12 protein-coding genes are annotated in these 14,208 nt (G+C 64.2%); 5 read left to right on the top strand and 7 right to left on the bottom strand.

Annotated features, from left to right (window positions below; translation table 11 throughout):
• Positions 1 to 130: 130 nt before the first annotated feature.
• Positions 131 to 796, bottom strand: coding sequence for a YiaD family glycine zipper/OmpA-like lipoprotein (locus tag FQV27_RS12035; protein ID WP_147098782.1), 666 nt, complete (start codon positions 794 to 796; stop codon positions 131 to 133).
• A gap of 214 nt (positions 797 to 1,010) precedes the next feature.
• Here FQV27_RS12035 and nth point away from each other — a divergent pair, with 214 nt between their 5' ends.
• Positions 1,011 to 1,664 (top strand): endonuclease III, encoded by a 654-nt coding sequence (gene nth, locus FQV27_RS12040; RefSeq protein WP_147098784.1) that lies wholly within the window; start codon positions 1,011 to 1,013, stop codon positions 1,662 to 1,664.
• A complete protein-coding gene (locus FQV27_RS12045) occupies positions 1,661 to 2,656 on the top strand; it encodes an adenosine kinase (protein WP_147098786.1) in 996 nt (331 codons plus the stop codon). Before nth ends, FQV27_RS12045 begins: the two co-directional genes overlap by 4 nt.
• Here the strand turns inward: FQV27_RS12045 and FQV27_RS12050 are convergent.
• The 3 genes from FQV27_RS12050 to FQV27_RS12060 all read right to left on the bottom strand — a co-directional run bounded on the left by FQV27_RS12050 (position 2,653) and on the right by FQV27_RS12060 (position 5,356).
• Positions 2,653 to 3,597: a prephenate/arogenate dehydrogenase family protein gene (locus tag FQV27_RS12050; protein WP_147098789.1), complete on the bottom strand. Its 945-nt coding sequence runs from the start codon at positions 3,595 to 3,597 to the stop codon at positions 2,653 to 2,655. The two genes, FQV27_RS12045 and FQV27_RS12050, sit on opposite strands and share 4 nt — an antisense overlap.
• Positions 3,594 to 4,697: a histidinol-phosphate transaminase gene (gene hisC / locus FQV27_RS12055; protein ID WP_147098791.1), complete on the bottom strand. Its 1,104-nt coding sequence runs from the start codon at positions 4,695 to 4,697 to the stop codon at positions 3,594 to 3,596. Before hisC ends, FQV27_RS12050 begins: the two co-directional genes overlap by 4 nt.
• A gap of 104 nt (positions 4,698 to 4,801) precedes the next feature.
• Positions 4,802 to 5,356 (bottom strand): nucleotidyltransferase family protein, encoded by a 555-nt coding sequence (locus FQV27_RS12060; protein ID WP_186827294.1) that lies wholly within the window; start codon positions 5,354 to 5,356, stop codon positions 4,802 to 4,804.
• 117 nt (positions 5,357 to 5,473) lie between these two features.
• Here FQV27_RS12060 and FQV27_RS12065 point away from each other — a divergent pair, with 117 nt between their 5' ends.
• The gene (locus FQV27_RS12065) at positions 5,474 to 6,760 is read left to right on the top strand and encodes an O-acetylhomoserine aminocarboxypropyltransferase/cysteine synthase family protein (RefSeq protein ID WP_147098795.1); all 1,287 of its coding nucleotides are present in this window, start codon (positions 5,474 to 5,476) and stop codon (positions 6,758 to 6,760) included.
• Positions 6,761 to 6,817: 57 nt separating this feature from the next.
• Here the strand turns inward: FQV27_RS12065 and FQV27_RS12070 are convergent, their stop codons facing one another.
• Complete coding sequence (locus tag FQV27_RS12070; RefSeq protein ID WP_186827295.1) at positions 6,818 to 7,639, bottom strand: SIMPL domain-containing protein; 822 nt, start codon at positions 7,637 to 7,639, stop codon at positions 6,818 to 6,820.
• 260 nt (positions 7,640 to 7,899) lie between these two features.
• Between FQV27_RS12070 and FQV27_RS12075 the strand changes: the two genes are divergently transcribed.
• Positions 7,900 to 11,031 carry a hypothetical protein gene (locus tag FQV27_RS12075; RefSeq protein WP_147098798.1) on the top strand — a complete coding sequence of 1,044 codons (3,132 nt, stop codon included), beginning with the start codon at positions 7,900 to 7,902 and terminating at the stop codon, positions 11,029 to 11,031.
• Positions 11,032 to 11,037: 6 nt separating this feature from the next.
• Positions 11,038 to 12,936, top strand: a complete 1,899-nt coding sequence (locus FQV27_RS12080; protein ID WP_147098800.1) for a monovalent cation:proton antiporter-2 (CPA2) family protein — start codon at positions 11,038 to 11,040, stop codon at positions 12,934 to 12,936.
• Between the two features lie 68 nt (positions 12,937 to 13,004).
• Here FQV27_RS12080 and FQV27_RS12085 read toward each other — a convergent pair whose 3' ends face one another.
• Positions 13,005 to 13,514 (bottom strand): CarD family transcriptional regulator, encoded by a 510-nt coding sequence (locus FQV27_RS12085; protein WP_147098802.1) that lies wholly within the window; start codon positions 13,512 to 13,514, stop codon positions 13,005 to 13,007.
• Between the two features lie 354 nt (positions 13,515 to 13,868).
• Positions 13,869 to 14,207 (bottom strand): ferredoxin FdxA, encoded by a 339-nt coding sequence (gene fdxA, locus FQV27_RS12090; protein ID WP_147098804.1) that lies wholly within the window; start codon positions 14,205 to 14,207, stop codon positions 13,869 to 13,871.
• Between the last annotated feature and the right edge of the window lies 1 nt (position 14,208).

Below are 14,208 nucleotides of genomic sequence, written 5' to 3' on the forward strand. Positions count from 1 at the left end.
CTGTCATTGGCAGCCGGGCCTTTCGCATGCGTGACGATGCCGCGACTTGGCGCTGATGTGGCGAACCGACACGGTTACGCAAAAGGGCCGGGCGCAACGCCCGGCCCTTTCAGAGACGATCCGACAACGATCAGTTGGTCGGGCGGATCAGGATTTCGACGCGGCGGTTCTGTGCCTTGCCAGCATCGGTATTGTTCGACGCGATCGGCTGGCTTTCGCCGCGGCCGACCATGACAAGACGCGCGGGCGAGACGCCGGCTGCGGTCAGGATACCGCCGACCGACTGCGCGCGACGCTGCGACAGGTCCATGTTATACGCCTCGGACGCGGTCGAATCGGTGTGGCCATAGATTTCGACACGGCTGTTCGGATACTGGTTGAGGCTTTGCGCCAGACCGTAAAGGTCGTTCTGCGCCTGACCCGAAACCGCCGAACTGTCGGACGCGAACAGCAGACCCGACGGCATGATGACCTGCAGGTGATCGCCGCGGTTGATGATCTGCACGCCCGGCGAGGTCATGACCTGACGAAGCTGCTTTTCCTGCGCTTCCAGCACGTTCCCGACAACGGCGCCAGCCGCTGCGCCCAGAACCGCGCCTTTCACGAAGTCCTTGCCCTGATTGTTCTTGTCCTTGTCACGGCCAGCAGCCAGCGCACCGCCGGCAACGGCGCCGATCAGGGCGCCCTGCTGCGTCTTGCTGAGCGTCGTGCCCGTGGTGCCGTCGGGGTTGGTCGCGCAGGCGCCAAGCGCCATCACGCCGGCCGCACCGAGAAGAAGCGAAACACGCATATTCATTCGTTTGCCTTTCCGTCTGTTGAATCCTTGGTGCCGCAGCGGCACATCGGGCTTAAAACGCGGGCATCATTTCACAGGTTCCTGCGGATGCCTAGGAAGATGGCCGTTAATTGGCTGAAATCGGGTCACATCTTAATCAACTCGGCACGAGCCGTCGCACGATTGCGGGCGATCTTGGCTTGAACTGACCGGGCGTGGCGGGCAAGAGGCGTGCATGGCACGTTTACCGCAGCCCTTGCCCTATGCCGATCAGGTCGCGATCTTTTCGCGGCTGCGCGATGCCGATCCTGCCCCGGTGACAGAGCTGGAGCATGGCAACGCCTTTCAGCTTCTGGTCGCCGTCGCCTTGTCGGCGCAGGCGACAGATGCCGGTGTGAACCGCGCGACCCGCGAACTTTTCGAAAAGGTCAGCACACCTCAGCAGATGCTTGATCTCGGCGAAGACGGGCTGACCGAGCATATCAAGACCATCGGCCTGTTTCGCCAGAAGGCGAAGAATGTGATGAAACTGTCGCGCATTCTGGTCGATGACTATGACGGGCAGGTTCCTTCCAGCCGGGCGGCGCTGATGTCGCTGCCGGGTGTGGGGCGCAAGACGGCGAATGTGGTGCTGAACTGCGTCTTTCACCAGCCCGCGCAGGCCGTCGATACCCATATCTTCCGCGTCGGCAACCGCACCCGCATTGCGCCCGGTCGCGATGTGGATGAGGTCGAGCGCGCCATCGAGGATAACGTGCCCGCCGAATTCCAGCAGAACGCGCATCACTGGCTGATCCTGCACGGGCGCTATGTCTGTCAGGCGCGCCGTCCGCGCTGCGCGATCTGCCCCATCAACGATCTCTGCCCTTACGAGGAGAAGACCGAATGACCGCATTCCATGTCATCGGCATTGGAAATGCCATTATCGACGTCATCGCATCCATCGAGGATGACGACCTGCAATCGCTGGACGTCGAGAAAGGTATCATGCAGCTTGTCGACCGCGAGCGGTCCGAATACCTGCTGGCCCAGCAGGCACGGCGGGGCAAGGCACGGCTGGTGCCGGGTGGATCGGTCGCGAATACGCTGGCGGGGATCGGCCGGATGGGTCTGAACACCGCCTTTATCGGCCGGGTCGCCGATGACGAGTTGGGGCAGGCCTATGCCCGCGATACCGAGGCCGAAGGAACGAGCTTCGTGAACGCCCCGGTGCCGGGCGGCAATCTGCCGACCTCGCGGTCCATCATCTTCGTGACGCCGGATGGCGAGCGCTCGATGAATACCTATCTGGGCATCTCGGCCAATCTCGGGCCTGACGATGTGGACGATGCGGTCTTTGACGGCAGCAAATGGCTGTTCCTGGAAGGTTATCTGTTTGACAAGCCGGCCGGAAAATCGGCCTTCCTGGCGGCTGCGGATGCCTGCCACAAGGCGGGCGGTCAGGCGGGAATCGCGCTGTCGGACCCTTTCTGTGTCGATCGTCACCGCGCTGACTTCCGCAAGCTGGTGTCCGAGACACTCGACTATGTCATCGGCAATGTTCACGAATGGGAATCGCTTTACCAGACGAATATCGACGAGGCGCTGCGCATTGCCGCCGACGATTGCCGCACGGTGATCTGCACACGTTCCGGCGATCCGGCGGTGCTGATCCGCGGACATCAGCGGGTTGAGGTGCCGGTTCACCGCGTCACGCCGGTCGACGCCACGGGCGCTGGCGACCAGTTTGCCGCCGGACTGATCTTCGGCCTCGCATCCGGTTGTGATCTGGAAACGGCCGGCCGCATGGGCGTCATGGCTGCGGCCGAGGTCATCAGCCATGTCGGCGCGCGCCCCGAACGCGACCTTCTGGACGACTTCCAGAAGGCCGGGTTGATTTAAACCCCGTCGTTCGCAGGCTTGCCTGTCGGTTTTGCACCGCGCCCGAAATCGGGCGCGGCAGTATCCTGCCCTGCCTCGATAATGCCGCGGCGAATGGCGCGGGTGCGGGTGAAATAGTCGTGCAGCTGCTCGCCATCGCCCATGCGGATCGCGCGTTGCAGCATGAACAGTTCCTCAGTGAAACGGCCAAGGATATCCAGCACCGCGTCCTTGTTCGTCAGAAAGACATCGCGCCACATGGTCGGGTCCGACGCGGCGATGCGTGTAAAGTCGCGGAAACCGGCGGCGGAATACTTGATGACCTCGGATTCCGTCACCCGCTTCAGGTGATCGGCAACGCCCACCATCGTGTAGGCGATCAGGTGCGGCGTGTGGCTGGTGACGGCCAGAACCAGATCATGGTGCGCGGGCTCCATATCCTCGACATTGGCACCAAGCGCGCGGATGAAGCGGCGCAGGCGCGACAGCTCGTCGGGGTCGGTGTCAGGCAGGGGCGTCAGCAGCCACCAGCGATTTTCAAACAGCTCTGCAAAGCCGGAATAGGGGCCGGAATGTTCTGTCCCGGCCAGCGGGTGTCCGGGAATGAAATGGACATTGTCGGGCAGATGCGGCGACACCTGCTCGATCACCTCCTGCTTGACCGAACCGACATCGGTGACGACGGCGCCCGGTTTCAGATGCGGCTTGATCTCGGCCATCACCTTGCCCATCGCGCCGACCGGCACGCATAGCACGACCAGATCGGCATTGCGCACGGCGGCAGCTGCGTTATCCACCACCTCATCGACCAGTTTCAGGTCGCGGGCGGCAGAGCGTGTCTTGGCACTGCGAGAGGTGCCGCTGATGCGGCTGGCCGCGCCTGCCTGTCGCGCGGCGAGCGAGATGGACCCGGCGATCAGACCCAGCCCGATCAGAGCGACTTTGTTGTAGATCACGCTCATGCTTTGCCCCTTTCGGCCATGAAACGGCCAATGACATGGGCGACGCGGCGGCAAGACGGCTCGTCCCCGATGGTGATGCGCAGGCAGTTCGGCAGACCGTAACCTGCGACCTTGCGCACGATAATGCCTTCCGCAAGCAACGCTTCGTTGCAGGCGCTTGCCGTGGCCTCGTCAGCAAAGCGGGCAAGCACGAAATTGGCATGGCTTTCGTCGCAACCAAGCCCCAGATCCAGCAGCGCATTGCGCAGCCAGTCGCGCCATTTCACGTTTTCTGTGCGACAGCGTTCGACATGAGCGCGGTCGCGCATGGCGGCTTCGGCCGCGGCAAGCTGGATGACGGACAGATTGAACGGCTGGCGCACGCGGTTCATCACGTCGATCAGCGGGCGCCGCGCATAGCCCCAGCCGATCCGCAGCCCGCCAAGCCCGTAGATCTTGGAAAAGGTGCGCGTTGACAGCACGTTCGCGAAGTCATCCGCCAGCGCGAAATCCAGCCGGAAATCGTCGTCTGCAAACTCGGTATAGGCACCGTCATGGACCAGTAGCACATGGCCGGGCAGGCCCGTGGCAAGGCGGCGGACCTCGTCCTCGGTCAGCATGGTGCTGGTCGGGTTGCCGGGATTGGTCAGAAAGACCAACCGGGTCTTGTCCGATACCGCGTCAAGAATGGCATCTACATTCACCCGGCGTTCGGTTTCAGGCACGACAACCGGTGTCGCACCCGCCGCGTGGGTCAGGATCGGATACATGGAAAAGCCATGTTCCGTCATGATGATTTCATCCCCCGGCCCGGCAAAGCTTTGGGTGGCGAATTGCAGCACCTCATCCGACCCGACGCCGCATATGATGCGGTCGGGGTCAAGGCCGTGGACCTCGGCGATCGCCTGGCGCAGGCTGGCATGGTCGGTGTTGGGGTAGCGGTGCATCTGATGGGCGGCGCGGGCGACGGCCTCGCGCGCCTTTTCGGACGGGCCATAGGGGTTTTCGTTCGAAGACAGCTTCAGCACGCTGTCATGCCCGGCGATCTTGGCGGCACCCCCTTGATAGAGAGCGATCTCCATGATGCCGGGTTGCGGCTGGATCGGGGGCAGGTCGGACATGTCGGCACTCCGTTGTCGGCACGGATGTCTTAACGGGGCCGTGCAGGCTTGGAAAGAAGGCGCAGCGGCAGCGCTGGCGGGAAAAAGCGGCTGTGGCAATCCAGTCAGGGCAGATCGGCCGGGGTGTCGATATCGCGCAGTTGTTCCGGGGCCGCGGCGATCTGCTGCGATGCGGGCAGGTTCCCCAGCAATGCGCCCGCGCCGCGATCGCCGCCAAGGGCGCGCAGGCGCGGGAACCAGCTTGCCGGAAAGATCGCAGGCGGCATGGCGGTATGGCCATTGCTCGCGCAGGCGGGCAGCGCGGCAAGCCGCGAGATAACGGCGCGGTGCAGATCAGGCGGCACGAAGGGCATATCGGCAAGCGCGATCAGCAGCCCATCCGCCCCCGTCCTTGCGGCCCAGTCCGCAGCCATGCGCAGGCTGTCGCTTTGCTGACCTTCGCATAACGCGATCTGAAAACCGTCAGGCAACAACAGCGACTGTTCCGGGCGGCGCAGGACGGCAAGGCGGGGTCCGCTTGTCGCAGCGCGCAGCGACAGGGCGGATCGGCCTATCACCGTGCCGCCGCCCAGACCCGCCGCCAGTTTGTCTGTCCCGAAGCGGGCAGAACGTCCGGCACCAAGAAGCACGGCAGCGATTGTGGGTGTGGACTCGCTCACTGGCAATTCGTCCTTTCTTTGCAAAAGACTAGCAGCCGCAGGTCCGGCCTGCCAGTTCATCATTGCGTGACGGCCCGGCGACCCCCTAAGGTGCTGGCGAAACAAGGGGGAAAGAAGATGACCGAAGAACTGGGCTTCGACACGCGCGCCATTCATGCCGGGGCAGAGCCCGACCCTGCGACCGGCGCGCGGCAGGTGCCGATCTATCAGACGACGGCCTATGTCTTCCGCGATGCCGACCACGCCGCCAAGCTGTTCGCGCTGCAGGAGGTCGGCTATATCTATTCGCGCCTGACCAATCCGACCATCGGCGCACTGCAGAACCGCATCGCCGATCTGGAAGGCGGGGCGGGCGCGGTGTGCTGTTCGTCGGGACATGCGGCGCAGATCATGGCGCTGTTCCCGCTGATGGGACCGGGCAAGAACATCATCGCCTCGACCCGGCTTTACGGCGGCACGGTCGCGCAGTTCAGCCAGACCATCAAGCGTTTTGGCTGGTCGGCGAAATTCGTGGATCTGGACGATACCGAGGCGGTGCGCGCGGCTGTTGACGACGACACGCGGGCGATCTTCTGCGAGTCGATCTCGAACCCCGGCGGGTATCTGACGGACATTCCGGCGATTGCGAAAATCGCGGACGAGTCCGGACTGCCGTTGATCGTGGATAACACGCTGGCCACGCCCTATCTGTGCCGCCCGATCGAAATGGGGGCGACGCTGGTGGTCCACAGCCTGACCAAATACATGACCGGCAATGGCACCGTGACCGGCGGTGCGGTCGTCGATAGCGGCAAGTTCGACTGGTCGGCCAGCGGCAAGTTCCCGTCCCTGTCCGAACCCGAACCCGCCTATCACGGCCTGAAATTCCACGAGGCGCTTGGCCCCATGGCCTTCACCTTCCACGGCATCGCCATCGGGTTGCGCGATCTGGGCATGACGATGAACCCGCAGGGCGCGCATTACACCCTGATGGGCATTGAAACCCTTGGCCTGCGGATGCCGAAGCATGTCGAAAACGCCCAGAAGGTCGCGGAATGGCTGGAAAATGATCCGCGCGTGGCCTCGGTCAGCTATGGCGGGCTTGCGTCGTCGCCCTGGAAGGCGGTGCAGGAAAAGGTCTATCCGAAAGGGGCAGGGGCGCTGTTCACCTTCGCGATCAAGGGTGGCTATGACGCGGCGGTGAAGCTTGTCGATAGTCTGAAGCTGTTCAGCCATGTCGCGAACCTTGGCGATGCGCGCTCGCTGGTGATCCATTCGGCATCGACGACGCACAGCCAGTTGACGGATGAACAGAAGATCGCGGCGGGGGCAGGGCCGGACGTGGTGCGCCTGTCCATCGGGATCGAGGATGCGGGTGACCTGATCGCAGATCTGGATCAGGCGCTGTCCGCCGCAAGCGGCTGAGACACGAAGCCCGGCCGGGAGCGGTCCCGGCCGGGTCTTACACGGTTCGGCTCTGGCTTAGTTGGCGGGGGCAGCGTCGTCGCCAATTTCTGTTGTGGGTTCACCGGGCATCGCCTCATCCGCCGCACCCGCCGCATCTGCCTCTGGCGCGGAGGGGTCGGCCGAAGGCATCGTTGAATCGGTCGATTCTGGCGCGGTTCCCTGGGCGCCACCGCCCTGCGTTTCATGTTCAGGCATCGCGCAGGCTTCGCCGCCTTGCAGCGCATAGGTCACTTCGACATCGGCGGTAAACGCAACCTCGCCGCCCTCGACGGGAATGCTTTTCGCCTGTCCGCCCGCGGCGTCCATCGCCCGCAACATGACTGGCTCAGGCCCGACCATATCGCTCTTAGGCTCTCCCATGCGGATGATCGGACCGAGCTCCAGGCCCGCTGCCTGGGCCATGACGGTCGCGCGATGGGCTGCGTCGGATACAGCCTGGTTCAGCGCATCATCCTCTGTCGCCTGCGAATCTTCGCGGATGAAGCGTATGCCCTGCATTTCATTGGCACCAGCATTGACGATGCTGTCAAGAACTTCGCCGGTGCGGTCGATCTCGGTCACGCGAACCGTCAGCAGATTCTGCGCCATATAGCCGTTGATCGTGGGTGCAGTCCCGTCTTCGGGATAGTTCATCATCGGGTTCAGGGTCAGGCCTGAGGTCTGGATGTCAGACGCATCGACCCCGGCACCCTCCAGTGTCTCCAGCACCGCTTCCTGACGGGTGGAGTTAGACGACATCGCTTCTGCCGCGGTCTTTGCCTCGGTCGTGACGCCAAGCGAGATCATGACCTGATCGGGTTCGACCCGCGATTCACCGTGGCCCGTGATGGTCAACATGCCGGGATGTCCGCAACCGCCATGCGGGCCCGGTGCGGCAAGCGCCGTGCCTGCGAGAAGGGTGCTGAAAACCGTTGCGGCCAAAGTTGCACGCATAGGTTGAAATTTGCGGTCCGACATTCCGTTATCTCCACTGTTGTCTGCATCCGCAGAACGCATCGGGGCAGGTTTTGTTCATTCACAACCGCGCGCGTTCTTCCCATGCGACGCGGTTCGGGTTATTCAGGAAAAAACAACGCCGGCCGGACAAGGCAGAGCATATGAACGAGCAGACGAAACGAGGGACGATGGTCCCCGACATGAATTTTGCACTCGGCTTTCAGCCGGATGGCGTCCAGCTTTTGCGACGCAGTCAGGACGGCTGGGCAGAACTTGGCAAAGCGCCTTTCGACCACGACCTGCGCGGCGGTCTGGCCGGCTTCCTGCAACGGCTCAGGGCGGCGAACGCGCCGGGGCTGGCGCTGGTGATCCCCGAGGACCAGATACTTTATACGGACCTGGTCCTTCCGGCGGCTGCCGACACGCTGACTGCGTTGCGTGCGGGGCTTGACGGTCTGACCCCTTACAAGGTGGATCAGCTTGCGTTTGATTACGCGCCTGCCGATGCCGCGCCGGGTGCTGTGGTCAAGATCGCCGCCGTCTCTCGGCAGACCCTGCAGGAGGCAGAGGATTTTGCCGTACGTCATGGCTTTGCGCCCGACCGCTTTGTCGCCGCACCAGACGGAACGCAATTTCCGCATGCACCCGACTTCGGCACCACGGAACTCGCCGCTGAATGGAGCCGCGCTGCCGCGCTGACGCCTGATCTGTCGCCCGCCGCGACGGTGCAGGCGGGTGACGACGCACCGCAAAGCGAGACGACCGGGGAAGCCGCGCCGGCAGAAAAGCCGGCTGATCGGGTCGATCCAGCGGCGGCTGTATCTGCTGCGGTAGAGGCTGCGCCTGCTGTGGCCGAGCCGGTGACGGCTGCGCCCGCCGAGGTCACGGCTGCAACGCGGGTAGTCGCGAACCCGCCAATGTCACGAATCACGCCGCATATTGTTCCGGCTTCCGATGATGCACCCGCCAAACCGGCACCGGCGGCGCAAGCCGGCATCTCGGTCAATTCTGCCTCGATCGTGTTGGCTGACGACGTCGCAGCCGCGTCGGCGGAAACCGCGCTGGCGGGCGACCCAGCCCGCGCGCCGGGGGCGGACGATGCCCATGACGCGCCGGCTGCGAAGGCTCTGCCGGATCGCGCGCGCACCTTCCACGAACGTGCCGAGGCGGCGCGCAAGCTTCGCCCTGCGCCGACCGCTCCGATCCGACAGCAGCAGGGCTCTGGCGGACGGGCGGGCTGGTCGGGTGCGTTGCCGATGGTCGGCCTTCTGGTTCTGGCGCTCGGCATCGCGGCGGTCATGATCCGCGACCCCGATCCTGCCGCCGAACCACAGGTTACCGCGACAGCACCGGCAGAACCGGCGCTGCAAAGCGCACCCGCAGCGCAGGAACCGGCATCGGCAACCGTTTCACAAGAACCTTCGCCGGCTGTCGCCGCTGCCCCACCTGCGGCAACTGAAGCAGCGCCCGATGCGACCGTGGCCACCGCGCCTGCGCAGACCGACACAGCGGCGTCTTCCGTGCAGGCGCCTGAGCCTGTTCGGTCGGCCGAGGAAAGCGCGACACCGCCGGCACCTGCCGCTGAAGCGCCGCAGATGCCGCCACTCGCGGCCGTCACCTCTGCCGCCAGCCTGATGCGTCCCGGAAGCGCGGCCGAGTTCTCTCGCCAGGAAACGGCGGCGTCGGAGCCAGCAGCGCCAGCCGCCCCGGCACCGGCGGAACCGCCCGCCCAAGCGGCTGTGCCTGCGCCGTCTGCGGCGACGACAACGCGCGAACCGGCCCGTGCAACAACTTCTGCCGCAAGGCCAAAGTCGCGACCGGCGAACCTGACGCGCGGCAGCAGCCAATCGGCGTCCCAAAGCAGCGCCCCTGCGGCCCCTGCGCAGGCGTCTGTCCAGCGTGACGACAGTGCCGCGTCGCAGCCAACGCGCGCTGTGCGACCTGCCTCTCGCCCCGAGACGCAATCCGCGCCAGCCGCTGCCTCTGCCACGCGCAGTCCCGGCGCGCCGGCAAGCTCGACGCTGCGAAGCTCTGCGCGGCCGCAGAACGCGCCCTCGCGTTCGGCACCTGCGGCCGCATCGTCCGACCCGAGGCCGACCGTTCCGCGCAGCCCGCAGCCCTACGATCAGCGCGCGCAGCCAGAGCCGACGGGAACCCGGCCACCGCCGAAGCCGGGCAGCAGCTCATCCAATCAGGGCGCCGCGCTGCAATTGCAGCCGGCGCCTCGTCATATGGCCAGTTTCTTTTCCCAGACCGGCCGTGCCGATGCGCTGCGCGTCCTCAACAACCCACTTGACCCAAGCCGGATCGCGCAGGTGGCCGAGGTTTCTCCGGTGCGATACGCGCAGGCGCGGCCCACGCGCAAACCGACGCGCACCGATGCGGTTGACGATGCCGTGGCCGAGGCGATGGCAACGGATCGACCGGCGGCACGCGCCTCGACCGCGCCGGCCGCAGCATCGCCGCAGGCGGTTGCATCGGCAGATACGGGGCTTGGCCGGTCCGGGCGGCCGCAGCGCAGGCCCGCTGGGCTTTCCGGCAGCGCATCGGCCAGCACTGCGGGGCTTTCGGGTGCCACCGAGGCTGCGGTGGAAGAAGCGATCAAATCGGCGGTCGACTCCTCTGCAGCGGTGCCGGGACAGGTCGCGCTGACGGCGCTGTCCAGTTCCTCGCGTCCGATGCGCCGGGGCACGCCGCCAGCCGGCGGCGGCGCCGGCGCGGCCTCGACTGCGTCTGCGGCGCCTTCACAGGAAGGCACGCTCGCGCCGGAGCCGTCCAGCAATGCGCCCTCGAACGCAGAGGCAGAGGCGGCGGCGCTGGCAGAACGGCGCCGGCTTGATGATGAATTGCAGCGTCAGGCCGAACAGCGCGCCCGCAACCGCGCCTCGGCGGATGCGCGCGCCGCAGCGCAGGCGAAAGCGGCGGCAGAGGCCCGCGCCCGTGCGCAGGCAGAGGCAGAAGCCGCCGCAGCTGCCCGCAAGAACCAGCGCTATCGCCCGCCAGAGGTCGATAACGAACCGGAGGTCGCCTCGGCACGATCGGCGCCGTCAAGTGCGCAGGCGTCGGGTGCCGCGACCGCAAAAGGCATAGATCTGAACGCCACGCAGCTGATCGGCACGGTCGGCGCGGGAAAGGCCAGCCGTGGGCTGGTGCGGCTGCGCAATGGCCGCATTGTCACGGTCCGGCTGGGCGACAAGATCAATGGCGGGCAGATCACGCAGATCGGCACGGGCGGCCTGCAATATGTCAAAGGCGGGCGTCAATATTCGCTTCCGATCCTGAACGGACGCTGATCGCCAATGGCCGACTTCCTGCTGCTCGCAACGGTCTATCTGTTCACGATGATCGTGGCCGTTCCGCTATCGACGCGGCTCGGGCTCGGCTCTGTTCTGGGCTATCTGATCGCCGGTATCGTCATCGGCCCGATCCTTGGGTTGAGCGGAAGCGAAGTGACCGACCTTCAGCATTTCGCGGAATTTGGCGTCGTGATGATGCTGTTCATCATCGGCCTAGAACTGGAGCCCCGCGTCCTTTGGGGCATGCGCAAGCGGCTGATCGGCGTCGGCGGCAGCCAGATCCTTGGCACCGTCGTGCTGATCTTCGCGGCGTCCATGATGCTGAATCAAAGCTGGCAGGTGTCGCTGGCGCTTGGCATGATACTGTCGCTCAGTTCGACCGCGATCGTGTTGCAGACGCTGTCCGAGAAGAACCTGATGCAGACGCGCGGCGGGCGCGATGCCTTCGCGGTGCTGCTGACGCAGGATATCGCGGTGATCCCGATGCTGGCGCTGATGCCGCTTCTGGGACAGGCCGGAGGGCACGGCGCGTCGGGGGGCGATCACGGTTCGGTCGGCGGGGCGTTCATGGCGCAGCTTCCCGGTTGGGCGGCTGCTTTGGTGACGCTGGCTGCCATTGCCTTCGTGGTCATTATTGGCAATTACGCGATCCGACCCTTGTTCCGCTTCGTCCATTCCGCGCGCCTGCGCGAGATGGATACCGTCATGGCGCTGTTCATCGTGGTCGGCATCGCCTCGATGATGAGCTTCGTGGGCCTTTCGCCTGCGCTTGGCACGTTTCTGGCTGGCGTGATGCTGGCAGGTTCGGAGTTCAAGCATGAGCTTGAAAGCCAGATCGAGCCGTTCAAGGGTCTGCTGCTTGGACTGTTCTTCATCACGGTTGGCGCCGGGATGGATTTCGCGCTGCTGGCAGAGATGCCGCTGATCGTGATCGGCGTAACGGCCGCGCTGATCGCGATCAAGGCGGGGGTGCTGCATGCCATTGCGCGTTCGGTGCGCATGGCACCGCGTGATCGGGCGCTGTTCACGCTGTCGCTGGCGCAGGCGGGCGAATTCGGCTTCGTGCTGATCTCTTATGCGGTGGCGCTGAACGTGCTGCCGGACCGCGTCGCGCAGGGCTTCCTGCTGGTGATTGCCCTGTCGATGCTGGTCACGCCCCTTCTGTTTATCGCGAACGACCTTATCAGCCGCCGTTTGGCCGAGGCCGCTGCAGAACAACCGCATCGCGCGGATCAGATCGAGGATCAACAGCCGATTATCATCGCGGGGATCGGGCGTTTCGGTCAGGTGGTGAATCGTCTGGTCACGAATGTCGGCCTGAAGACGACGGTGCTAGACCACGATCTGAAACTGATCCAGCTGATGCGCCGCTTCGGCTTCAAGGGCTATTTCGGCGATCCGACCCGGCCAGAGATCCTGGCCGCTGCGGGGCTTGATCGCGCGCAGATCCTTGTCGCAGCGCTCGACAACCCGGAAAGCAATGTGACGCTGGTGCGCTATGCGCGCGAGAAGCGGCCCGATCTGAAGATCATCGCGCGTGCGCGGGACCGCATCACGGTCTATCAGCTTTATGCTGCAGGTGCCGATCACATCGTCCGCGAGATGTTCGATTCCAGCCTGAGGGTCGGGCGCTATGTGCTGGAGAATGCAGGATTTTCGGAATATGAGGCACATGAGGCGGAATCGATCTTCTACAAGATCGACCGTGCCAGCCTTCGAGAGCTTGCCGAGCTTTGGAACCCGGAACTTCCGACCGAGGAAAATGAGGCCTATATCGCGCGTGTCCGCATGATCAACCAGCAGCTTGAAGCGGCCCTGACCGAGCGTTTTGCCCACGGACCGGCAGCCGGTCCGATCGTTCCTGACCGTCCGCCCGAACCGGAAGATATCCTGAACCCCTAGCGCTTTGATGATGCATCAATGAAAAAGGCCGCCCCGAAGGACGGCCTTTCAGCTGGTTTTCGACAAGATCAGGCAGCGCGCGCCAGCAGAACGTCATCGACCTTCTTCTGCGCGCCGGCGGCGTCCATGCCGCCCACGGCCGCAACCTCTCTGGTCAGCCGGTCAAGCGCTGCTTCGTAAAGCTGACGCTCGGAATAGGACTGCTCGCGCTGATCGTCATTGCGGTGCAGGTCGCGCACGACCTCTGCAATGGCGAGCAGATCGCCGGAATTGATCTTCTGTTCGTATTCCTGCGCGCGGCGCGACCACATGGCGCGCTTTACGCGGGCTTTGCCCTTCAGCGTTGCCAGCGCCTGATCGACAAGGTCGGGGCTGGCAAGGCTGCGCATCCCGATCTCGGTCGCGCGGGCAGTCGGCACGCGCAGGGTCATCTTGTCCTTTTCGAACGAAATCACGAACATTTCCAGCTTCATGCCGGCGACTTCCTGTTCTTCGATCGAAACGATCTTGCCCACGCCATGTGCGGGATAGACAACGAAGTCATCGGGGCGGAATTCGGATTTCTTGGCTTTGGACATTCGTGGTTCCTTCCATCGGGCGCAGCCGCTGCGCTGTATTCGGCGGCGCAAACGGCCCGACGGTGGGGCATTACCCCTTCCGCAGGCCGGGTTTTCTGATTCATATATCCATCGGGCAGACGATGGATTTCCTACCTTTCCATGCCGGGAGAGGGCGTTCGCCCGGATGTTTTGTAACAGAACTATATCACAAAAAACGCGGCGAAAAAAGATAGCTGTCCTCGCCGCCTGTCAGGGGCAAAGATGGGCAGGAAATCACGGGTTTTCAAGCCGCTGAGCAGTCGCCAGCAGCAAAATATCCGCCAGCCGAATCAGTCGTCCACGAGCACACAGAGAATCGCCGTCGACGAACGTTCAGTCGCCCTCGCCGGGATTGGGGCTGAAATATTTCTCCAGCTTGCCGGTCACGCCGTCCATAGATTCGTATCCGGGCATCGGCTCTTTCTTGCGGGTGATGACCGGCCATTGTTCGGCATATTTGCGGTTCATCTCGACCCAGGGTTCCATATCCGGTTCCGTATCGGGACGAATCGCGTCAGCGGGGCATTCCGGCTCGCACACGCCGCAATCGATACACTCGTCAGGGTGAATGACGAGCGTGTTCTCGCCCTCGTAGAAGCAGTCCACCGGGCAGACTTCGACGCAATCGGTATATTTGCACATGATGCAATTATCGGTAACGATATAGGTCATC

Source organism: Paracoccus aurantiacus (assembly GCF_007993065.1).
In the GTDB taxonomy this organism is placed as follows: domain Bacteria; phylum Pseudomonadota; class Alphaproteobacteria; order Rhodobacterales; family Rhodobacteraceae; genus Paracoccus; species Paracoccus aurantiacus.

Excerpts from the sequence above, each read along its gene's own strand:
- FQV27_RS12070 (WP_186827295.1), bottom strand. The coding sequence starts at position 7,639 with ATGTTGACCATCACGGGCCACGGTGAATCGCGGGTCGAACCCGATCAG.
- nth (WP_147098784.1), top strand. The coding sequence starts at position 1,011 with ATGGCACGTTTACCGCAGCCCTTGCCCTATGCCGATCAGGTCGCGATC.
- FQV27_RS12075 (WP_147098798.1), top strand. The coding sequence starts at position 7,900 with ATGAACGAGCAGACGAAACGAGGGACGATGGTCCCCGACATGAATTTT.
- FQV27_RS12085 (WP_147098802.1), bottom strand. The coding sequence starts at position 13,514 with ATGTCCAAAGCCAAGAAATCCGAATTCCGCCCCGATGACTTCGTTGTC.
- FQV27_RS12045 (WP_147098786.1), top strand. The coding sequence starts at position 1,661 with ATGACCGCATTCCATGTCATCGGCATTGGAAATGCCATTATCGACGTC.
- FQV27_RS12065 (WP_147098795.1), top strand. The coding sequence starts at position 5,474 with ATGACCGAAGAACTGGGCTTCGACACGCGCGCCATTCATGCCGGGGCA.
- fdxA (WP_147098804.1), bottom strand. The coding sequence starts at position 14,207 with ATGACCTATATCGTTACCGATAATTGCATCATGTGCAAATATACCGAT.
- hisC (WP_147098791.1), bottom strand. The coding sequence starts at position 4,697 with ATGTCCGACCTGCCCCCGATCCAGCCGCAACCCGGCATCATGGAGATC.
- FQV27_RS12050 (WP_147098789.1), bottom strand. The coding sequence starts at position 3,597 with ATGAGCGTGATCTACAACAAAGTCGCTCTGATCGGGCTGGGTCTGATC.
- FQV27_RS12080 (WP_147098800.1), top strand. The coding sequence starts at position 11,038 with ATGGCCGACTTCCTGCTGCTCGCAACGGTCTATCTGTTCACGATGATC.
- FQV27_RS12035 (WP_147098782.1), bottom strand. The coding sequence starts at position 796 with ATGAATATGCGTGTTTCGCTTCTTCTCGGTGCGGCCGGCGTGATGGCG.